Genomic DNA, 21480 nt, shown 5'->3' with positions numbered 1-21480 from the left:
CTCTTTTAATCCTAAATCGATTCCTACTACATTACCTTGATAATTGTGCTGTTCTTGTCTATCCCATTTGATTAGAAACTGACAATAATAACCATCAGCCCTACGAACAACTCTAACTCGTTGAATTGGTTTTTCAGAATAATATACTAAGTCTCGACTAGACCACAACTGAAATGTACCTGCTTTAAATCCATCTTTAAAGAGAATTTCACGTCGGTCAGCCGATAACTTCCATCCTGTCGTTTTATATTCAACAGAGCGATTAAACTTTTTGTATTTGGGATATCCTTTTTTACCTGATTTGTTTGAAGAGCAGTTAGTATAGAAGCGAGATATTGCTTGCCAAGTTCTATCAGCAGCAGACTGACGAGCTTGTGAATTGAGCTTATTAACCCAATGAAACTCTTTGTTATCAGCAAGTACAGCACAATATTTTTGCAAATCGTTACGACTTACATTTTTATTTTCTTCCCAATAACGTAGACATTTATTCCGGACAAACTGTGCTGTACGAATAGCTTCATCTAGTTTTGAGTATTGCGCTTGTGTCCCTTTGAGTTGGGCTTCTATTACTAACACTTGATCACCTCCTTGTCGAAAATTATAGCAAACTTTATAAAGAGATGATAGGGTAAGCAAATCGGTTGACCGCAATTCATCTCATCGTCAAATCAAAGATTATGACGGGAGCCTTCTTGCGGATGATAGGTAAATTTTAGTGGAGCGGCATTCCTCCCCACACCAACGTAAACTTATGGCGGGGGTCTCCTGCCGATTTAAAGATGACTTAAGAGTTCAGAGGCGACACGGCGATAATCAGAAGCGGCTTCTCTGGCGTTTTTGCTTTTGGCGTCGGTAATTGCTACCCCTTCAAGCGGACAACGTTCATGGGCTTTGTAGGAACGAATGAAATTCCTAAATACGGGAATTCCGGTTTCTTGCAGGGATTTTTGGGCTTCGATCGCATCTCCCAAGCTACGCGGATCAACTTTTGTCAGGAGAACCCGATGAGGTACTTGTGCAGGAGCGATAGTCTGTCTGACGGTTTCAATTAAAGCCACTAAATCCATCGGTGCAACTTGACTGGGGAGAACCAGAAAATCAGCAATGGCGATCGCACTGAGTAGAGAAGTTGATTGTAAAGCAGGTGGGGTATCGATCACAACCAAATCAAAGTTTTTGGCTTGTTTGAGTTGTTGTAAGAGTTGGGGACTGGTTTCGCAAGACAAATCAAAAGGCATTTCACCCCGTTCTACCCACCAACCCGCAGAATTTTGCGGATCAGCATCGACGAGAAGCGTTGAGAAGCGTTTGGAGAGGATGGCGGCTAAGTTGACTGCGGTTGTCGTTTTACCCACGCCACCTTTACCGTTAGTAATGACTAGAATTTTTGGCATAGTCTGTCTGTAAGAAGGTGGGGGAATAGAAGACCCTTGATTATGTTCTTCTCAAAATAGTGGAGAAGTGGGTCAACCCCTGAACAGACTTAGTATATATTGAGAAAGACAACCTGACTCAAGACTTCTCGTTGAGTTTCGCTTTTCCCCATCTATTTTTTCAATCAAAAACTAACTCCCAAAGAAATCAACTACTGAATTCTTCGGGAGTGATAAGTTTGAGGAGAGTTATCGTGATTTGCTAGACAATAACCCTTCCCCATTAATAAATTGTGAGCATTCCACATAAAGAAAGATTACTCTAAAACCGTTTGCGAGAGTTGCGGAGCCTTCGGCGTTCCCGATGTCTGGCAATTTCTTTACGCTTGTGTTTTTGGGCGAGTGTTTCAAAGTGACGGTTCTTTTTCATGTCTGCAAAAATACCCGCCCTAGAGACTTTTTGCTTGAAGCGACGTAGGGCTGATTCTAACTGCTCGCTTTCACCGACGATAACTTGAGCCATTCGATCTCCTCTCGTATAAATTTCTGCCGATCTCGCTCAACAGATCGTCTTTCTTCTCATAGGAGTGAGACGGGGTTTACCCCGTCCCTCACTGAGCCAATTTGATCCTGATCTCAGAGCTTAATAGCGGCTAGAGAAACGATCTCTTCTGTTTCCTTTATTGAAGGAGGAACCCCGATCTTCTCGAGGTTTGGCTTTGTTAACCTTGAGGTCACGTCCCATCCATTCGGCGCCATCGAGCTTCTCAATTGCGGCTTCCTCCTGGGCTTCGGCATCCATTTCTACGAATGCAAAGCCCCGAGGACGACCTGTTTCGCGATCAGAGGGGATGCTGATTTGCTTAACAGTGCCATATTCAGCAAACACAGACCTTAATTCTTCCTCCGTTACCTGGTAAGAAAGATTACCCACATAAATAGACATACAATTGACCTCCCAAATCGGATGAATGTAGAGACGGAGATTTCGGAAGGTGAGCAATGCCATGTAAAACAGACAAACTGTCAGCACTGAAAGCAACAACTGCAACCGAATACCTAATTCTCAGCTCTAATTGTAGCACGGCTCGTTCAGGCATCAATCACAGTCCCCGAAAATTTACTACACAGGGGGTAAGAGGCGCTCATGCAAGAGGGTAAATCGTTTTAGAGTTTTTATTCAGCGTTTGGATTGTTTACAAATCATTTGCGATTGCTATAGTTTTTTTTGGGGTTAGGTCAAGGTTATTCTTCTTTCATAATTGATGTTGTATCGACTTGTTCGGCTAAATTACTCGGTCCGTTCTCAATCAGCCATTTGTATTCATCTACTGTTTCTGGACGGGCGTATTTCTGACACAGTTGGAACTGCTCTTGGGCTGCTTGCAGATTATTTTGGGCTTCTAGAGTTTTCCCGAGTAGACAATAAGCCATTCCTCCACCAATTTCTTGTTCGGGAATTTGTTGATCTAACTGAATGGCTGCCTTGAGTTTTTGTTCAGCTTCTTTGTATTTTTCCTGCTGCAAAAATGCCCATCCTAAATTTTTATTGAGTTCATATTCTAAGTCCGGGTTTGACTTAGACAGGTTTTTCACCTGTTGTAAACCAATCTGTAGTAAGGCTTCTGCCCCGACTAAGTTATTTTCATAAATTGCTATTCTTCCCCGATCATTTAATGCTTTGACTGAACCTTTTCTGATTGCTCTTTCATACTGTTCTTTAGCTTCTTCTATATTTCCACTAGATTCATATACTTCTCCAAGGGCTACATTAATTTCTGGATTTTCGGGAGCAATCTTGAGAGCTTGTTGATATTGGGTTTCCGCTTTGATCAAAAGACCTTTTTGATAAGCCTCTTCGCCTTCCTGTAAATACAATTTACCCAATTTAGGCAACAAGTTGTAAATCGATAGAGACGTCAAAAATAGTAAAGCTGAAACTCCAAAAGTAACTTGACTATGAAATTTGCGAGGAATTCCTTTTTTTTGCAGAAAATTTTGAATGATTTCTTTTCCTTTTCCTTTAAAAGCTCCAATTGCAGCTATCAGTAATCCTCCTTGACCCATTAACCCAAAGCTTTCTAATACGGATAATCCCCCAGTCACAAATAGATTCGAGAAGGTAATTAAAAAAGAGGTTGTCCCCGTTAAGCTCACAAGGGTTAGTATATCAAAAATTACATCGATAGAACCGTCAGTTTCTTCTGGTTTTTGGACTTCTAGAAACCACCACCAAGCTTCTTTAGGGGGATGAAAACTGGCTTGCCAATCTTTTAATTTTCCGGTTTCTACAATCAGCTTACTCAGGGATTTTAAGCTCTGATCTAACTGAATTATTTTTAGGAGATCTTGAGGTGAGGTTGTCGTTTGCTCTAATAATACTTTTGACACATAATCCCGATCAATGAGAACAGTTAAAACATCCGATTCTGAGGCTTTCTCTGGGTTAGCAATCAAGTTATTTAATTGTAATTCATAGGCTTGTATTTTTTCTTGTAATTGTTGATAGGTCTCTGATTTTAAGGTTGATTGCGTTTGAGTAATGGATTTATTGTTTTGATAAGTTTCTGGACTCATTTTATTATCCTCTTATAAAGAAAAGTTTGTGCTTAAATACTGTATCTTTTTTGAGTGATTCATCTAGACTGGTTGATCACCTTTCAAGGGAGTGATTGGCACCCCTTCAACATTGAACGAAACTAACAGCCATTAAACTCTTGAGTAGAGTTGATGCGTCGAATTTTATAGAAAGAAGACTCAGAGCTATGAATCGGGCTTGGGCCGTTTATTTAGACAATAGATGTATTTAAACGAAAGCAATCAAATCAACATCAGTTGCAGGTCTGAGTTCAATTCTTTGCATTAAAGGCAATTCGCAGTACCTCTTTAATCAAGATAGAGCTTTTTCAGAAAAGCTACATCCGGGGAAATACGGATCTTTAAAACGGTAGATTGATATGAGCCAAAACCCTGAAACGCTTTATAGGTTTAGTTTGTCGCGATCATCTTCGAGAAAAACGTTTCAGTATAATTACGGAAATATCAATAATTTTTATACAGTAGAAATATTGATGAGGTGAGATCATCTAAACTGGGTCTTTGCTGCAACTGTTATTTGAGCTGAGAAGGCCAACATATTTGTAAAGAAAGATGTCAATTTCTGTTCAAATAATGATGGGTTACGCAAGGTTCACCCATCTAACAATTTCTAATTAAATCTAATCACTGTTTCTGTATTATTGAGATGGGAAATATCGCCATTGAGTTCAACTTTCCATTGATTGTCATCCCGAACTAATTTCACTAAACAACACAGGGAAGCATGAATGTCTGTTTCTGCTAAAGTGGGAACTAAACCCATCGCCGTACCGACAACAGACGCCCCATGTCCGACAAATAACAGATCCTGATCTCGAAACGCTGCAACGATATTTTGAGCCGTTTTTGCAGTACGATCTAGACAATCTTCCCAGGTTTCTGGATAACGAGCTTCACCGATGGGGTAAGAGAGGTCAATTCTCGGAAATTGCTGTGCTAAGATTTGGGGGGTTAGCGTTTCTGGATAGGTGGACATCCATTCAGGATTTAACCATTCACCCAAACCCCAATTGAGTTTTAAGGGTAGATCAAGAGTTTCCGCAATAACATTGGCGGTTTGTACAGTTCGGAGGAAGGGAGAGGAGAAAATATGAGTGATTCCTTCTCCGACTAAGCGGTTCGCCAATTGCTGGGCTTGAACAAAACCATCATCTGACAAATGGGGATCATAGCGTCGAGCGGAGGTGTTGAACCAGGCGGGGTTCACGAAATCAATGCGGTTTCCGTGTCTGGCTATCCAAACAGTTTGAGTCATAGGTGAGCAGTATGATTAAAGTTCCCCTCATTTAAGATAAACGGTTTTTGCTCAAAATGCTCGGGTAATATTTGCGGGGTTCTCTCTATAATTTGATAGGAGGGAAATCTTTTGTCTACTCGGTCATCCCCTTTTTTGTTTCTTTCTTGTTCCTGTATCAATTAACACGTAAGTTATGCAAATTACTGATCGCGATCGCACCGAGATCCGTTCTGTGATTGAACGCCAAATCCAAGCTTTTCAACGAGATGATGCTGTTTCTGTTTTTAGTTTTGCTAGTCCCGAAATTCAGGCTAAATTTGGCACCCCAGAACAGTTTATACAGATGGTGAAAATAGGATATCCTGCTGTTTACCGTCCTCGTTCCGTGATTTTTGAAGATGCTGTTGTTGTTCAAGGTGTTCCCAGTCAACCTGTGCTTTTTCTTTCCCCAAATGGAAAACCAGTGAAAGCCATTTATCTAATGAAACTCGATGAAAAAGGAAGTTGGCGGATTGATGGATGTTATCTGGTTTCGGTGGAGAACAAACTCATGTAGATTGATGATCCGATTTTAAAAAAGCAGAACATTATTTGATGAAATACCTGAACTAAAACCAGAAACATGATGAAAATTTTTGACATGAACTTGAAAATATTTAAGCAAAATTTTCTGCGTCTACCTGCTCATTTCCGGGATTTTAAAGTCGGGGTGTTGATCGGAATAATTTTAGCTTTAAGTAGCTTCCTGTTTTTTCATCCCGTTTCCGCTCAGGAAAAGACGATTGAAGGATTTAAGCAGAATACGGCACCTGTCACCCTAGACGGCAGACGATTATTTAAGGTGAGCTATTCAGAAGATTTTACCGCTCAAGAACGAGCCGAGATCATTAATTCAAAATTACAAAGTGCAACTTCTCCACAAGAGCCTATTAATATAGAGATTAGACCCAGCAATGAATCCCCCACAATTTGGCTTAATAATCGCTATTTGCTGACGGTAACAGGACGGGATTCTCAAGCCGGAAATACTCAGCAAGAACAAGCAGAAATTTGGAGAATAGAGCTTCAAAATTCTTTAGCTCAAGCTCAGAAAGAACGCAGCATGAAATTTTTGCAAGTCGCTTTTATTCGCTCCCTATTTATTTTAGTTTTTGCGCTCTTCTGTCACTGGGTTTTAGGAAGATTTTGGCAATCTACTTTGCGAATATTCTTGTTAAGATTTATCCCGGAAAAGCCCAGTGATGGAGATGAAAACCCCAGGCATCAACGCAGTCTTGATTTGTTTCTCTCTCTGACTCTTGCGAGTGTTAGAGTCGGAATTTGGGCGGCTACAATTCTCTATATTGCCAATCAATTTCCCTTCACAAGACGATTAAGCTATCAAATTACGGGCGCTCTGATTTCAACCTTTACTGCGGGAATTCTAACCCTGGATAAGAAATCTTATTCAATTCCAGATATTTTATTTTTGGTTAGCTTACTTTGGGTTTTGATTGTTTCTGCAAAAGTTTTTACTGATTTATTACAATCGCGGATTTTGAACGTAACTGGAATTAATCGAGGCGCTCAAGAACTTATTGCTGTTATTGTTCGGTATTGTTTAATTTTTATTGGTGGAATTGTTCTCTTGCAAGTGTGGGGGCTTGATCTCAGTTCTCTGACTATTCTTGCTAGTGCATTAGGTGTAGGGATTGGGTTTGGTTTTCAAGATATTGCTAAGAATTTCGGGAGTGGAATTGTACTATTATTTGAGCGCCCCATTCAAGTCGGAGATTTCATTGAAATTGGTGAATATCAAGGGATTGTTGAACGGGTAGGCGCTCGTAGTACCGTGATAAAAACCCTCGATATGATTTCAATTATTGTCCCCAATTCTCGTTTTTTAGAAAGAGAATTGATTAACTGGGATTATGATCATCCTGTTTCCGGCGTGCGTCTTCCTGTCGGTGTTGCTTATGGTTCTAATATTGATGCGGTTAAACAGTCTTTATTAGATGTCGCCAAAGTTAATCCTGATATTTTAGCGATGCCTTCTCCTCAAGTTTTATTTAAAGGCTTTGGGGATAGTTCACTCGATTTTGAACTGCGAGTTTGGATTTCTCAACCCAGTCGCAATTTAATTATTCGCAGTAATTTATATTATCAAATTGAGGCGATATTTCGACAAAGAAATATTGAGATTCCTTTTCCTAAACGAGATTTACACGTTCGTGGTAGTCTTCCTATAGAGTTATCTTCTGAATTAAAAGACTTGCTGATCAGACTCTCTCAATCGCCAAATAATGGGAGTAGTAACCTCGATTCTCAAACCCCAAATTTAGACTCTCAGAAACAATAATTTTCACAAAATTAAGAAGAAAACGACAGGGCGCAAACCGAGTGCGCCCCGGCAAAATTACTGAGGACGAATATCTCTTTCTTCTTGACTTAAGTTGACAAGTTGAGTTGGAAATACTTCTAAAATTTGTGACTGTTGAGAAGGACAGGTTTTATTATTCCAATCACACTGATAGAGATGCTGTTGCTGCCAACTCAGAGGAATTTCTAACAAATCTCGCGCCCCGGTAATTCCTTGACCAAAAAACAACAACAATGCGATACAATTTAACGCTGTGTGTGCAATGCGCCATTTTTTGTTTTTATAAATCTCGGGTACAATAGCGAGAGAAATCACCATCAACAACGCCGCAATCATGCCAAAATAGTAGTGAGAAACATACCATTCATAACCCCGTCTAAACACACCATCTTGGGAACCTAAAATCACTAATCCTATTCCGGTTAAAGTCGCAAAAACTCCTCGCCATAAAGGTTGACTGGGTTTGGCTTTATACAGGAAAACTAAAGAGGCAATTGTTACAGCAAAAATCAAGATAATCAAAATCGCTTGAGGGGTTTTTTCCGGTGTTAATTCCTTAAAAACCCCCTTAAAATAAATAGAATAGGCGATCGCAATTAACGTCACTCCGACAACACTACTGGTTAACCAACGCCCCACTTCTAAATGTTCACGCCCAACCGTCGGTGGAATTTTACTTTTTTGCTTGTTTTCTTGGGTTTCGATGCGTCGTTGACGAGTTTGCCAAGCCCGACTCACGACTATGCCAATTATCGGAAAAACAATGCCCACAGCAAGCGCTGGATGCAGTAATGCCATAATATCTATTGTGTTCATTGAGATCTCCCCAACATGATGTTTACTCAATAGTTTAAATAAAATGAGACCCGATAAAATTATTTTTTGCTGAGAAATTGGACAAGTTAAACTGAGATTAACTAAATTTTGTTTCGATGCGATCGCAGTCGTTCTAAAATAAGAATATCTCAATTTTCGCTTAGTGTGATGGATTACCGCTTTAAATGAACCTAATTTCAACTCCTAATCACAACCCAACCTCACCCTTGAGTCCCAATCATCATCGCGAATTAGAAGCCATTGTCGGCGAGTCTGGAATTTATGCCTGTCGTGATATTGATCCGATTGATCAAAACCGCATTTTCCAAAGTATTACTGCCGAAACTCCAGTCAATTCTATCATTTATCCGAACAATCAAGCTGAACTCGCCGCCGTTATTGCTTACGCCAAACAGCATCAACTCGGTATTCTCCCCTGTGGAAATCGGAGTAAATTGCGTTGGGGAGGGTTAGTCAAAAATGTTAATTTAGTCGTCAGTACCCAACGTTTAAATCAACTGATTGAACACGCTGTTGGTGATTTAACCGTTACCATTGAAGCGGGAATGTCTTTTACTCAACTCCAACAAATATTAGCAGAAACCGGGCAATTTTTAGCCCTCGATCCAGCTTATTCTGAAAACGCTACTATCGGCGGAATCATTGCAACTGGTGATACAGGTTCACTGCGACAACGCTATCGAGGAGTTCGCGATCAACTCTTAGGAGTTTCTTTTGTCCGTTCTGATGGTAAAATTGCCAAAGCAGGCGGACGAGTGGTTAAAAATGTTGCCGGATATGATTTGATGAAATTATTAACCGGATCTTACGGAACTTTAGGAATCATTTCTCAAATTACCTTACGAGTTTATCCGGTTTCTCCCGCTTCACAAACAGTCCTTTTAACCGGAAACAGTACAGAAATTGCCACAGCAACACAAACGCTATTATCCTCTGCTTTAACCCCAGTTGCTGTTGATTTACTCTCGCCTCAACTGATGGAAAAACTCAACCAAAGCAGCGAAATGGGGTTAATCGTTCGTTTTCAAAGTTTACCTGAAAGTGTCGAACAACAAGCCAGTCGTTTATTAGAAGTGGGTGAAAAGTTGGGCTTGAAAGGTGAGCGTTATACTCAAGATGATGATCGCTTATGGCAACAATTAAAACAACTGATTTGGCAACCGGATGAAAGCCCCAAAATCATCTGTAAAATCGGAGTTACCCCGACAGAAGCTGTTGCGACACTCAACGAATGTCAAGCTTTGGGTTTCATTCATGCAGGAGTCGGTTTAGGGGTGTTACGCTGGGAAACCGTTAATCCTGAACACCTGTTAAAACTGCGAAATTGGTGTAATAATAAAGGAGGTTTTCTTTCTATTTTAGACGCGCCTCCTGATTTTAAACAACAGTTAGAGGTTTGGGGATACAACGGAAACGCCCTAGATTTAATGCGTCGAATAAAACAGCAATTTGATCCACAAAATCTATTCAGTCCTCATCGCTTTGTTGGAGATATTTAAAACAGTCTTAGGTTTTACTTCCCATTGATTGAAACTTTTTTGAGTAACAAACCCCTTTTAATTCACCATGCAAACCTCAGAACAACCTTTAGAACAAATCACACGCATTCCGGCAAAAGAAAGTAACTTCCTAGCCCAAAATCCTCATCTAAACTCCCCCGAAGAATTCCCGGGTTTTGATGCTAAAAATCCACCCGATCCTAATTTAATCAATACCTGTGTTCACTGCGGATTTTGTTTAGCAACTTGTCCGAGTTATCGCGTTATTGGGAAAGAAATGGATTCTCCCCGAGGGCGAATTTATCTGATGGATGCGATCAACAATTCAGAAGCCTCCTTAAACACAACAACCGCCCAACATTTTGATAGTTGTTTGGGATGTTTGGCTTGTGTTTCTACTTGTCCGTCAGGCGTTCAATATGATAAACTCATAGCAGCCACACGCCCCCAAGTAGAACGGAATGTTCCTCGAAATTTAGGCGATTCTATATTACGGTTGCTGATTTTTAATCTGTTTCCCTATCCGAAGCGTTTGCGTCTGTTTTTAGTTCCCCTGTTTATTTATCAACAACTCGGTATTCAAAAGTTAGTTCGTTCAACAGGTTTACTCCCCAAAATTCTCCCCCGTTTAGGGGCGATGGAATCGATTTTACCTGAAATTACCGTTAAATCTTTTCAGGACAATTTACCAACGGTTATCCCCGCAAAAGGCGAAAAACGCTATCGAGTCGGTATGATATTAGGTTGTGTACAACGGTTATTTTTCTCCAGTGTTAATGAAGCCACCGTGCGCGTTTTAACCGCCAATGGTTGCGAAGTAATTATCCCAAAAAGTCAAGGCTGTTGTGCGGCGTTACCGGAACATCAAGGACAAACAAACCAAGCCCACACCCTCGCGAAACAAATGATAGATAGCTTTGCAGAAACAGGCGTTGATGCTATTATTATTAATGCCGCAGGTTGTGGTCATACGTTAAAAGAATATGGTCATATGTTGAAAGATGATCCCGAATATGCGGAAACAGCAAAAGCCTTTGCAGCAAAAGTCAAAGATGTGCAGGAATTTTTAGCCGAAGTCGGGTTAACCGCGTCATTATCTCCGTTAACCGATGGAGAATTAACCCTTGTTTATCAAGATGCTTGTCATCTGTTACACGGACAAAAAATTAGCCAACAACCCCGTCAACTGTTACAACAAATTCCCGGTGTGAAATTACGAGAACCCATTGATGCGGCGTTGTGTTGTGGGAGTGCAGGCGTTTATAATATGTTGCAACCCGAAGTCGCCGATGAACTCGGACAACAAAAAGCAGAGAATTTGTTGAATACCGGGGCGCAACTGATCGCGTCTGCAAACCCTGGATGTTCGCTACAAATTCTCAAACATTTAAAATTAAAAGGGGAATCTATTGCGTTAAAGCATCCGATGGAATTGTTAGATTATTCAATTCGCGGCGAAAAGCTTAACGGTTAATTTCACTAGAGACGTTCCCTGAAACGTCTCTCTACAATATAGCAATCAGCAGGGAACGTGTTTACAACTTCTTTGTGGTAAAATTAGGCTTGATCCTTGTCAAGATACCAGAACTTACTGCTATAGCTTTAGGACTTGCGTTTGAGGGCGAGAGAACCTAAACCCCCAACAGCCATTAAAGCGAAAACAGTAGTCGGTTCAGGAACCGTTGCAACAGTAATGCTTTGAAGCGAATAGTCACTTCTTAGGTTAGCAGTAAAACTAAAGGTTTGAGCGCTTATTTGCTTCGAGTCAAAGCTGCTAAAGTCAAAAACATTGCTATCAGGAATATCCATCCCAACCAGTAGGGGATTATTTTCTACAAACAAATTAAAGGTGTCATTGCTGTCAACGAAACCGAAGGTTGCAGAAACCAGACTCACTTTCTCACCAAAATCTAAAAATAGAGTCTCAATTCCGCCTGCGGCATCAATTTCTCGCCCCCGACCTCTACCATCAAAAACGCCTAATCCCCCGGAGGTTCTTCGTACTTGACCAGTACCATCTTCTGCATTAGCAGTAACATTGACAGTGAGATCATCAACGGTAAAGTCAAAAGAGGGTGCTGTTTTGAATAATCCTGAGAAATCGAACTTTCTTAAATTAGCTGCTTCTACAGGACTGACATCAACTGCACCGCAAGCAAATACAGCACTAAGGGCGACAACAGCATAACGTGTGACAACGCGAACGTTCATATTTTGAATTCCTCAATATTATAACGTAGAGTCAAAGGGAATTTCTACGAACCTACTGCCCATGCACCTCTGGCATGATCCGTGTTTTCTCTGAAACGGTTATGTAATATAGACTGCTGATCTCAGTACACCTACTTACTAGCTTGTCTCATCCCCCATCGTTTTGTCCAGGGTTTTACAGAGTCTTTACTTAAGGCTTTACAAATGGGGGGGTTAATTCTACCGCGTTTTTACGGAGACGGACTGTAAAAGGATACCTCTGGGCAAAAGTTGCTGTCTTTTTCTCCATTTTTAGAAAAAAATTTAGGTATTTTCGCTCAAGAAATCGAGTTTTTCAGAGCAAAATGGGCCGGGATAAAATTCTCTATAAGAATAAAAAAACAGGGTTAAATCTGTCAATCAAAAGCAGTTCAATGTTCCTAGCTTTTGGCAAATTTCCTCCTATCAGAGAACCATATTTTGACAATAAAATCTGTATTTTTTATCACCAAAAAAATCAGTATCCTACAATACTAGAAATAAACGAATTAAATTATAAAATAAACGTAAACGCGCACAAAATTGATTGTTAGAATTTCCAACCCAACCCTTTTCTCAAACGATTTACTCTGTCAACTCATAGGAGAGGATTTTCATGTCTTTAGACAGTATTACAACCCAGTCTCCTCATCATGTAGTCATTATCGGTGGTGGCTTTGCTGGACTACACGCCGCCCGTGAACTCGGACGTGCTGCTGCGGTGAAAGTCACACTCATTGACAAGCGGAATTATCACTTATTCCAACCCTTACTCTATCAAGTTGCAACCGGAAATCTATCCCCCGGTGATATCGCCTCTCCCATTCGGAGTGTCATCGGTCAAAACAAAAATACTCAGGTCTTAATGGGGGAAGTCGTCGATCTAGATCCGGCAGAAAATAAGCTGTATCTCAAAGACGGTGAACTCAGCTACGATACCCTCGTTGTCGCCACGGGAGTGACACACCACTACTTTGGAAATGACAATTGGGCACCGGTCGCCCCTGGACTGAAAACCATTGAAGAGGCTTTAGAAATTCGCCGGAGAATCTTTTCAGCTTTTGAAAAAGCCGAGAAAGAACCCGATCTCGAAAAACGCAAAGCGTTGTTAACCTTTATCGTTATCGGAGCCGGCCCAACCGGGGTAGAACTCGCCGGAGCGTTAGCAGAAATGGCGCATCACGGCTTGAAAGATTGTTTCCACAATATTGATCCCTCTGAAGCGACGGTTCTCCTGTTACAAGGGGCTGATCGCATCCTCCCAACCTTCCCAGAGGATCTCTCCAAAAAAGCCACTGAAGAACTTGAGGGCTTAGGTGTTACCGTCAGAACCAACGCCCGCGCCATGAATATCGATCCAAATGGCGTAACGATCAAGTGCAAGGTGGATAATCACGTTGAATACATTGGTGCAACGACTATTCTCTGGGCAGCAGGCGTGAAAGCCTCCCCGATGGCGCAAGTGATCGCCAACCGCACAGGCGCGAACCTCGACAACTCTGGACGAGTCCTGATTGAACCCAACCTCACGGTTCCCAATCATCCGAATATTTTTGTGATTGGAGATGTGGCGAACTTCTCCCATCAAGGCTCGGAACCCTTACCCGGATTAGCTCCTGTCGCCCAACAACAAGGCGTTTATGTTGCTAAACTGATTCAGCAACGTCTAAAAGCTCGGATATTAGCTCCCTTCCACTACGCTGATAATGGCACCTTAGCCATGATTGGGCGAAATCAAGCCGTTGCTAACTTGACCTTTGGTAAATTCTCCGGTTTTACCGCCTGGATGATGTGGGTGTTTGTTCACATCCTCTTCCTGATTGAGTTTGATAACCAACTGTTGGTGATGATTCAGTGGGGATGGAGTTATTTCACTCGCCAAGGTGGAGCGAGATTAATTACAAACCGCACTTCTCCTGAAGAGACTTCTGTTGAACACGAATCTGCCGTTCAAGTCTAAAACATAACGATCATCGGGTGTAATCTAGAGGTGTTGTTGTATTCAACCTCTCTAACAGATAATTACTAATTGTCAATGACGTGCTGTGTACAGAAGTATCATGGCACGTCTGTACCTGTTTAATGGCATAATCAATCAGTACAGGGTCAAGGACTTTTTTCCATGATTGGCCAGCTTCTAGACGGGCGCTATCAAATTCTCAAAGTTATTGAGTCAACCGAGTTAGGAAAAACCTATCTCGCCAAAGATACTCGTCGTCCGGGTGAGTCGTTGTGCTTTGTCAAGCATTTACATTTAGTCGCGGAAGATCCTGACTTTGTGAAAATCGCCCGCCGTCGTTTTCAACAAGAAGCCCAAACCCTAGAAAAGCTTTCTCAACACGATCGCATTCCTCAACTCTTAGCGTATTTTGAGGAAAGCAAAGAATTTTTTCTCGTTGAGTCCTATATTTCCGGTCAATCTCTCGCCCATGAAATTCTACCCGGTCATCCTTTACCGGAAGAATCAGTTATTCAAATTTTAATTGAAGTTTTAGAGATTTTACTCTTTGTTCACGGACATGGTGTGATTCATCGAGATCTCAAACCGACTAATTTAATCCGCCGCGACTCCGACAGAAAAATCGTTTTAATTGATTTTGGTGCCGTTAAAGAAATCAATATTAATCAAAATCATAATCCCCCCACCGCTCGGATTGGTACAATTGAATATATGCCCGTTGAACAGTTTGAAGGGAATCCCCATTTAAACAGTGATATTTATGCTTTGGGGATGATTGGAATTCAAGCATTAACGGGGGTTCCAATTTTTGAACTTCGCAGATTACGAGAAAATAATCTATCTAATAATTATGAATTAGTCTGGAGACATCTAGCAATTGTCAGCCCGGAATTGGGTGATATTCTCGATAGAATGATCCGCCATGATTACCACAAGCGTTTTCAGTCAGCCGGAGAAGTTTTAGCGGCCTTAAGAAGACTAGATGAAGACTCTCAAACTCTAGTGGCTCGGCTCGATCTCTATCGCGAAGAAGTCAAACAACGATCAGATCATCGAGGTGATATTTCGATTGTTGGGCGAAAGATTTTAGATGAACTTCGCCTGAGTTTAGAATTAACAAAAGATGAAGCTGAAAGTGTTGAAGATGAGATTTTAAACCCCTATCGAAAATACCGCGAAAAAGGCGAACGTTACGAACAAGCCTTAATCGAATCAATGCAGCAAGAGTATCCGTTTACCCCTGAAACCCGTGAAGAACTGCAACGGTTACAACAAATTTTAGGAATTAGTGATGAAGATGTTGCTTTCATTGAAAAACACATTCTTCCTCGTTCAACTCGAGAGCAAATTCTGAACCTATTTTCTCGTTTTAACTCTCCCCAGCCAGAAGGAAGAAGTTATAATAATCGTCGCCGAAATCGCCCGAGAGTCAGCCGAAGATTGTCCGGTTTCTGGGTATTGCTGGGGGCAATCATAGCGGCTATAACTGCTATTGCTTTTGCCTTTTTTGAATATCAAAGAGTGCAGCAAAATCGAGCATCTCAAGCACAGCAAAGAGTGTTGGATCAGCAACAAATTACTCGAATTCAGAATATTTTAGAACAGGGAAACTACGAACTCTGTATTAATGAAGCCGCCAAAATTCCTGAACGTTCAACCCAGTATCTCGAAGTTCAAAGAATTCAGCAACAGTGCAACGATGCCTTAAACTGGAGACAGGTTAAAGTTCGAGATTTTGCTCAACATTTAGGGTCAGTCAGTGCAGTGGCTTTTAGTCCTGATGGTCGAACCATTGCCAGTGGTAGCCGTGATCAAACCGTTAAAGTTTGGGATACAAAAACAGGGGCTTTATTACAAAACTTTGCTGGAGATTTATCTCAAATTACTTCCGTTGATTTTAGTCCCGATGGCGGAGAAATAGCCGCAGGAAGTTTTTATTGGCGAGTCCTAGAATGGAGTCTAGAAACGGCTGAACTCTTTCTTCCCCTCGAACATCAAGGCACCGTTTGGTCAGTCGCTTTTAGTCCTGATGAACAAACGATAGCCAGTGCAAGTGGCGATCGCAGCGTGCGAGTTTGGGATAGACAAACCGGGGCTATTTTATATAACTTTATCGATCATGCTGATATTGTTTACTCCGTTGTTTTCAGTCCTGATGGAACAAAATTAATTAGCGGTTCTAAAGATAAAACCGTTAAAATTCTGGACTTAACAACGGGAACTGTTCAGAATAGTTTAGAAGGACATACCGATGAAGTCCGAACAGTTGCGATTACTTCCGATGGTCAAATTATTGTCAGTGGTGGCTATGATGATACTGTCAGAATTTGGGATGCAAACACCGGACAATTATTAAAGACTCTCACAGGTCATACAGGCGATATTTTGGCGGTTGCTATTAGTCCAGATGGTCAAATTATTGCCAGTGCAAGTAAAGATCGTACCCTAAAAATTTGGAATTTAGCAACAGGAGAATTACTCAACACCTTAAGCGGACACACCGACGAAGTTTATACCGTTACCTTTAGTCCAGACAGTAAAATGATTGTCAGTGGGAGTAAAGATCGCACTATTAAACTTTGGCAAAAATAGAAATTTAAATATGTTAAAGTAAATTGATATAGTCCTATGAGCGAGGTTTTATCGATGGTTGCACCCGTTCAATCCTCAACTAAATCTAAAATTTATTACCCAGAAGATGACGGTTTACCGATGTCTGATAATACTCTACAATTTCGCTGGATTACGGTTATTCAATATAACCTAGATTGGTTATTTGCGGATAACCCTCAAGTGTTTGTCGCAGGGAATTTATTATGGTATCCCGTTGAAGGTTATCCGCAAATTTGTCAAGCACCCGATATTATGGTTGCATTTGGAGTGGAAAAAGGAGAACGAGGATCTTACAAACAATGGGAAGAACATAATACTGCACCACAAGTTGCTTTTGAAATTCTCTCTCCCAGTAACACGTTAAAAGAAATGAACAAAAAACTGTTATTTTATGCGCGTTATGGAGTGGAAGAATATTACATTTATGATCCGCAAAAAAATGACTTAAGCGGTTGGATACGTTCAGATAATGACAATGAAAACTTTTCCCTTTCAGTCATCGAAGAAATGGAAAACTGGGTGAGTCCCCGCTTGCAAATTCGCTTTGTTCCGGCTGAGGAAGAATTACAAATTTATCTCCCCAACGGAGAAGCCTTTGCAACCTATTCAGAAGTGAGAAATCAACTCGAACAAGCCCAAGTTCGTGCTGAACAAGCCCAAATTCGTGCTGAACAAGCTGAACAACGATTGAAAGAAATGGAAGAACTCTTAAACCGATATCGAAATGAATTTGGAGACTTATCAGAATAAAAAGATCCGCGTCACCCATCTGACTCATCGTTGGATGGGTCAGTGTAGGAACCTAACACCCCAAAAATAACGCCTCAGATGAAAAAAGATTAATCAAAGTCTTATAATCAATGCTATTAGGGCTTTTCAGGGAAACCTGGACCAATCTCAGATAGCCGATATGCAACTTTCGTCCGCCAATATTAATCATACACAACAAAAGAATCCGTAATCTTGATTGAAGAGATTGAAATTAATACAAGGTGATACAGAGGAGAAAAGATGGTTATGACGATGAAAGCACTTCCCCTATTCGGTCTTGTAGTAGGACTATTATCCCCAACTGCGGTTAGTCTGGCAAAAGTTCCTTTAGCATCTTCTCCCAACTTACAACCCCAGATGCAAATTAGCTTAGAATTTCCTCCCGCACCGACTCGCAGTGGGGCGCAAAGTTCAGCAGGAGGCGGTACCCGGGGAAACGATGAGGAGGGCAAAATCTGCACAAAAGGAGAAATACCCCTAACGGCTTTAAGACCCCTAGAAAGTGAAACAGAAGTCACGATTTCAGCTCATCCAGATTTGTTTATATTCGTCCCGGAAAACACGGCTAAACAAGGACAATTTATCATGGTCAGCGAAGCCGGAGACGATGTATATAGCGAGACTTTTGACTTACCAAATCAAGCAGAAATTGTACAAGTCAGTTTACCCGAAACCGTTTCATTAGAAGTCGGCAAAACCTACCAGTGGCAATTTATTGTCTTGTGTAGTGCGACTGACCCCAAAAAAGTTGAATTTGTTGAAGGGAAAATCACCCGAACTGAACTCAGCGAAGACCTGAAAACCAAAATAGAAGCAGCCTCTGAACCCCTCGAACAAGCGCAACTCTACGCTAAGGAACGAATTTGGCAAGATACACTAATGATATTAGCCAAGTTGCGCCAATCAAACCAAGCTGAATGGGAACAACTCCTAAAATCCGTTGGACTCGATGCGATCATTGCTTCAGCCCCCCTCACCCCTTGTTGTGTCGAAGACTCAGAAGCAACCCCCAGCCCAGCCGAACAATAATTGAGGGATGGCAGAATGTGGGCTACCTATAAGCGTCTTTTGTGGGACTGGCGGGGAGTTTGGATCACAACCCCATCAATGGCAGTGGTCGTCATTCTCCTGCGTTTGACAGGGATATTAGAACCTTTAGAATGGTCTGTTTATGACCAATATATGCGACTTCGCCCCCCTGAACCCCCAGATGAACGCATTGTGATTGTGGGTTTAGATGAAGCTGATATGAAATATATCGGTCAGGGATACGTTCCCGATGGCGTTTATGCGGACTTATTACAGAAATTAATCGCCATGCAACCAAGGGCGATTGGATTAGATATTTATCGGGATTTACCCTATGAACCGGGTCACAAAGAATTAGTCGAAATTTTTAAATCTACCCCGAATTTAGTGGGTGTAGAAAAAGTGATTGGGGATGAATTACGCCAACGAGTTGCACCGCCCCCCACACTCAAAGAAAAAGGACAAGCAGGTGCGAATGATCTGATTCTGGATAAAGATAATACCGTTCGACGGGCGTTATTAGTTCAAAACAATCAAGATGGAAACACTTATTACAGTTTTTCGTTGTATGTGGCGATGCTGTATTTACAAGCCGATGGTATTTCTCCTCAAGTCGTAGACGGGACAGATAATTGGTGGAAATTTGGCAATATTATATTTACGCCTTTTGAAGCGAATGATGGTGGTTATGTGAGGGCGGATGCGGGAGGATATCAGGTTTTTATTAACTATCGGGGGCCAATACGAACCTTTGAAACGGTTCCCTATCGTGATATTTTAGAAGGGAAAGTTGCGCCGGATTGGGGACGGGATCGGATTATTTTAATCGGATCAGTCGGTGAAAGTTTTCAGGATTTATTCGCCGCGCCCTACACACAAGCCGCAGATCAACGCATTCCCGGTGTGGAAATTCATGCCAATATTACTAGCCAAATTATTAGTGCAGCCTTAGACAATCGCCCTTTAATTAAAACTTGGTCTGAACTGATAGAATGGCAATGGATTTTAATCTGGTCGGCTATTGGGGCGAGTTTAACCTGGAAATTGCGTTCATCCCGTGATGTCAAGCGGTTTTTATTCCGAGAAATCGGCTTTTTTATCCTCGCTACCGGAGTCTTATTTTCAAGCAGTTATCTGGGTTTTTTACAAGGGTGGTGGATTCCGGTAATTCCGCCTTTTTTAGCTTTGTCGGGTTCGGCGATCGCTATTACCGCTTATGTCGCCCGCAGCGCGGCAGAAATTCGGAAAACCTTTGGGCGTTATCTCAGTGATGAAATTGTTTCTACGTTATTAGAAAGTCCGACGGGATTACAGTTAGGTGGTGAACGTCGCAAAATTACAATTTTAACCTCGGATTTAAGAGGATTTACAGCTCTTTCTGAACGGTTATCTCCTGAAGAAGTGATCAAAGTTCTCAATTTTTATTTATCAAAAATGGCAGATGTGATTACTGATTATCAGGGAACGATTGATGAATTTATGGGAGATGGAATATTAGTGTTATTTGGCGCACCGACTCAACGTCCAGATGATGCAAAACGAGCAATCGCTTGTGCAGTAGCGATGCAATTAGCAATGGTTGAAGTCAATAAACAAATCGAAGCTTGGGATTTGAATGCGTTAGAAATGGGAATTGGAATTAATACCGGGGAAGTGGTTGTCGGGAATTTAGGTTCAGAAAAACGTACAAAATATGGTGTTGTTGGAAGTCAAGTTAATCTCGCCTATCGAATAGAATCTTATACCACTGGCGGACAAATTATTATTTCAGAAACAACGTTAAAAGAAGCGGGAGAAGATTTGATAGAAATCGAAAATCAGAAGTTAGTTCAACCGAAAGGTGTTAAACGTCCAATTAACATTTATGAGGTGGGTGGAATTCGCGACAAATACAATCTCTTTGTTCATAAAGAAGAAGAAATCTTTTATCCTTTGTCTGAATCTATTTTCCTCTACTACACGATTTTAGAAGGAAAACACGTTGGTGAAAATTTGTTTCCCGGTGAAATTTTAGCACTGTCTAATAAAGGTGCGTTAATTCTCGCCATAACAGGGAGTGAATCTTTACCGACAATGTTAACCAATATTAAACTGAATTTAAAATCAGAATTACCCGAAATGCGAGAAGATATTTATGCTAAAGTCTTAGAAAAACCTGCGGAAAGTGGAAAGTTTTATATTCGTTTTACCTCAAAACCTCCCGCCGTTGAAGCAAAACTCGATGAAGTTTATCAGTCAATTCAAGTTTAGAGTCTGTAGATAAAAATCACCAACAACAGTTTTTATGGTCATCAATCAAAAAATACTAACTATAAAACCATAAAAAAAACACATCCCTAGTGCCAAAAATAGGGATATATTAAAATCATAAAGTTTAAATTTTAATTGTTGATACGTTGATAGTTAATCGTATTTGTAATCTTCAGAGTCCATAAAGATTCCTTTAATTAATGCTCCCCCAATATAACCCACTACTCCGCCAATTGCCATTGCACCCAGTGCAGGAACGGAAAGAGGTAATAATCCTGCTGTTGCACCAGCAATTATATAACCTGTTGCTTGTTCAACATAATTATTGACTTGACTTGAAATTTTTTTACCTGTTTTACACCAGTGAGCAAAGTGTTCACAATTATTCCAAAAAAGGTCATAATCGGTTTCACCTAATTTATTAATAGATCTGTGAACTACTGTCTCAGACTTAAGACAAACTTCATCTTTGTAAAGCAAATAATACACATCTTGATTTCTTGCAAATTTTTCAAAAGAAAGTCCCTTGATCTTTCTCTTGTTGTCGTAATGAATAACCACATCTTTATAATGTCTGTTGTTATAAGTGATGTCACCACAGTAAATACCATGATGAGAATAGCCTTCATGCAACCGATAAATATGATCTCCAGGCTGAATAATATATGTAGATGTATCTGTCATAAGTTAGTATTTCTCCTGTGTTAATGTCTGGATTTTGT

The 21480-nt window shown here is 40.9% G+C and carries 18 protein-coding genes; 9 read left to right on the top strand and 9 right to left on the bottom strand.

The window, feature by feature from the left end; all coding sequences use genetic code 11:
- From VB836_RS27055 to VB836_RS27030, 6 genes are all read right to left on the bottom strand, one after another.
- Positions 1–579: RNA-guided endonuclease InsQ/TnpB family protein (locus VB836_RS27055; protein WP_323224203.1), on the bottom strand; the 579-nt coding region annotated here is incomplete at its 3' end.
- A 197-nt stretch (positions 580–776) separates the two neighbouring features.
- Entirely contained in the window at positions 777–1397 is a 621-nt protein-coding gene (locus tag VB836_RS27050) for a ParA family protein (protein WP_323224201.1), read from the bottom strand.
- A 301-nt stretch (positions 1398–1698) separates the two neighbouring features.
- Positions 1699–1899 carry a 30S ribosomal protein S21 gene (rpsU, locus tag VB836_RS27045; protein ID WP_046282221.1) on the bottom strand — a complete coding sequence of 67 codons (201 nt, stop codon included), beginning with the start codon at positions 1897–1899 and terminating at the stop codon, positions 1699–1701.
- A 120-nt stretch (positions 1900–2019) separates the two neighbouring features.
- Positions 2020–2322 carry an RNA recognition motif domain-containing protein gene (locus VB836_RS27040; protein ID WP_323224199.1) on the bottom strand — a complete coding sequence of 101 codons (303 nt, stop codon included), beginning with the start codon at positions 2320–2322 and terminating at the stop codon, positions 2020–2022.
- A gap of 299 nt (positions 2323–2621) precedes the next feature.
- The gene (locus VB836_RS27035; RefSeq protein ID WP_323224197.1) at positions 2622–3953 is read right to left on the bottom strand and encodes a tetratricopeptide repeat protein; all 1332 of its coding nucleotides are present in this window, start codon (positions 3951–3953) and stop codon (positions 2622–2624) included.
- 631 nt (positions 3954–4584) lie between these two features.
- A complete protein-coding gene (locus VB836_RS27030; protein ID WP_323224195.1) occupies positions 4585–5229 on the bottom strand; it encodes a histidine phosphatase family protein in 645 nt (214 codons plus the stop codon).
- Positions 5230–5404: 175 nt separating this feature from the next.
- Between VB836_RS27030 and VB836_RS27025 the strand changes: the two genes are divergently transcribed.
- Together VB836_RS27025 and VB836_RS27020 are read left to right on the top strand one after the other, a co-directional pair.
- Positions 5405–5767 (top strand): DUF4864 domain-containing protein, encoded by a 363-nt coding sequence (locus VB836_RS27025; RefSeq protein WP_323224193.1) that lies wholly within the window; start codon positions 5405–5407, stop codon positions 5765–5767.
- Positions 5768–5833: 66 nt separating this feature from the next.
- Positions 5834–7549, top strand: a complete 1716-nt coding sequence (locus tag VB836_RS27020) for a mechanosensitive ion channel family protein (protein WP_323224192.1) — start codon at positions 5834–5836, stop codon at positions 7547–7549.
- A gap of 57 nt (positions 7550–7606) precedes the next feature.
- Here the strand turns inward: VB836_RS27020 and VB836_RS27015 are convergent, their stop codons facing one another.
- Positions 7607–8386: a DUF4079 domain-containing protein gene (locus VB836_RS27015; protein WP_323224190.1), complete on the bottom strand. Its 780-nt coding sequence runs from the start codon at positions 8384–8386 to the stop codon at positions 7607–7609.
- 185 nt (positions 8387–8571) lie between these two features.
- Between VB836_RS27015 and VB836_RS27010 the strand changes: the two genes are divergently transcribed.
- Both VB836_RS27010 and VB836_RS27005 read left to right on the top strand, forming a co-directional pair.
- On the top strand, positions 8572–9906 hold the full coding sequence (locus tag VB836_RS27010) for an FAD-binding oxidoreductase (RefSeq protein ID WP_323224188.1): 1335 nt from the start codon (positions 8572–8574) through the stop codon (positions 9904–9906).
- Positions 9907–9973: 67 nt separating this feature from the next.
- Positions 9974–11380, top strand: a complete 1407-nt coding sequence (locus tag VB836_RS27005; protein WP_323224186.1) for a (Fe-S)-binding protein — start codon at positions 9974–9976, stop codon at positions 11378–11380.
- A 128-nt stretch (positions 11381–11508) separates the two neighbouring features.
- On the opposite strand, the gene VB836_RS27000 is transcribed toward VB836_RS27005, so the two are convergent.
- Entirely contained in the window at positions 11509–12117 is a 609-nt protein-coding gene (locus VB836_RS27000; RefSeq protein ID WP_323224184.1) for a PEP-CTERM sorting domain-containing protein, read from the bottom strand.
- Positions 12118–12751: 634 nt separating this feature from the next.
- On the opposite strand from VB836_RS27000, the gene VB836_RS26995 reads away from it, so the two are divergent.
- The 5 genes from VB836_RS26995 (at position 12752) to VB836_RS26975 (ending at position 20758) form a co-directional block, all read left to right on the top strand.
- Complete coding sequence (locus VB836_RS26995; RefSeq protein WP_046278285.1) at positions 12752–14095, top strand: NAD(P)/FAD-dependent oxidoreductase; 1344 nt, start codon at positions 12752–12754, stop codon at positions 14093–14095.
- A gap of 162 nt (positions 14096–14257) precedes the next feature.
- Positions 14258–16687, top strand: a complete 2430-nt coding sequence (locus VB836_RS26990) for a protein kinase domain-containing protein (RefSeq protein WP_323224181.1) — start codon at positions 14258–14260, stop codon at positions 16685–16687.
- Positions 16688–16741: 54 nt separating this feature from the next.
- Positions 16742–17458 (top strand): Uma2 family endonuclease, encoded by a 717-nt coding sequence (locus tag VB836_RS26985; RefSeq protein WP_323224205.1) that lies wholly within the window; start codon positions 16742–16744, stop codon positions 17456–17458.
- 261 nt (positions 17459–17719) lie between these two features.
- On the top strand, positions 17720–18508 hold the full coding sequence (locus VB836_RS26980) for a DUF928 domain-containing protein (protein WP_323224179.1): 789 nt from the start codon (positions 17720–17722) through the stop codon (positions 18506–18508).
- A 15-nt stretch (positions 18509–18523) separates the two neighbouring features.
- A complete protein-coding gene (locus tag VB836_RS26975) occupies positions 18524–20758 on the top strand; it encodes a CHASE2 domain-containing protein (RefSeq protein WP_046278283.1) in 2235 nt (744 codons plus the stop codon).
- A gap of 153 nt (positions 20759–20911) precedes the next feature.
- Here the strand turns inward: VB836_RS26975 and VB836_RS26970 are convergent, their stop codons facing one another.
- The gene (locus VB836_RS26970) at positions 20912–21442 is read right to left on the bottom strand and encodes a lecithin retinol acyltransferase family protein (protein ID WP_323224177.1); all 531 of its coding nucleotides are present in this window, start codon (positions 21440–21442) and stop codon (positions 20912–20914) included.
- Positions 21443–21480 lie beyond the last annotated feature (38 nt).

Source organism: Limnoraphis robusta BA-68 BA1 (assembly GCF_034932365.1).
Lineage (GTDB): Bacteria > Cyanobacteriota > Cyanobacteriia > Cyanobacteriales > Microcoleaceae > Capilliphycus > Capilliphycus robustus.
Note: the sequence above shows the minus strand (reverse complement) of the source record. Positions and strands in the feature narration are given on the sequence as shown.

Coding starts and splice junctions, on each gene's coding strand:
- VB836_RS26975 (WP_046278283.1), top strand. CDS start 18,524: ATGTGGGCTACCTATAAGCGTCTTTTGTGGGACTGGCGGGGAGTTTGG.
- VB836_RS26970 (WP_323224177.1), bottom strand. CDS start 21,442: ATGACAGATACATCTACATATATTATTCAGCCTGGAGATCATATTTAT.
- VB836_RS27010 (WP_323224188.1), top strand. CDS start 8,572: ATGAACCTAATTTCAACTCCTAATCACAACCCAACCTCACCCTTGAGT.
- VB836_RS26985 (WP_323224205.1), top strand. CDS start 16,742: ATGGTTGCACCCGTTCAATCCTCAACTAAATCTAAAATTTATTACCCA.
- rpsU (WP_046282221.1), bottom strand. CDS start 1,899: ATGGCTCAAGTTATCGTCGGTGAAAGCGAGCAGTTAGAATCAGCCCTA.
- VB836_RS27025 (WP_323224193.1), top strand. CDS start 5,405: ATGCAAATTACTGATCGCGATCGCACCGAGATCCGTTCTGTGATTGAA.
- VB836_RS27015 (WP_323224190.1), bottom strand. CDS start 8,386: ATGAACACAATAGATATTATGGCATTACTGCATCCAGCGCTTGCTGTG.
- VB836_RS27040 (WP_323224199.1), bottom strand. CDS start 2,322: ATGTCTATTTATGTGGGTAATCTTTCTTACCAGGTAACGGAGGAAGAA.
- VB836_RS27000 (WP_323224184.1), bottom strand. CDS start 12,117: ATGAACGTTCGCGTTGTCACACGTTATGCTGTTGTCGCCCTTAGTGCT.
- VB836_RS27020 (WP_323224192.1), top strand. CDS start 5,834: ATGATGAAAATTTTTGACATGAACTTGAAAATATTTAAGCAAAATTTT.
- VB836_RS26980 (WP_323224179.1), top strand. CDS start 17,720: ATGGTTATGACGATGAAAGCACTTCCCCTATTCGGTCTTGTAGTAGGA.
- VB836_RS27050 (WP_323224201.1), bottom strand. CDS start 1,397: ATGCCAAAAATTCTAGTCATTACTAACGGTAAAGGTGGCGTGGGTAAA.
- VB836_RS27035 (WP_323224197.1), bottom strand. CDS start 3,953: ATGAGTCCAGAAACTTATCAAAACAATAAATCCATTACTCAAACGCAA.
- VB836_RS27030 (WP_323224195.1), bottom strand. CDS start 5,229: ATGACTCAAACTGTTTGGATAGCCAGACACGGAAACCGCATTGATTTC.
- VB836_RS26995 (WP_046278285.1), top strand. CDS start 12,752: ATGTCTTTAGACAGTATTACAACCCAGTCTCCTCATCATGTAGTCATT.
- VB836_RS26990 (WP_323224181.1), top strand. CDS start 14,258: ATGATTGGCCAGCTTCTAGACGGGCGCTATCAAATTCTCAAAGTTATT.
- VB836_RS27005 (WP_323224186.1), top strand. CDS start 9,974: ATGCAAACCTCAGAACAACCTTTAGAACAAATCACACGCATTCCGGCA.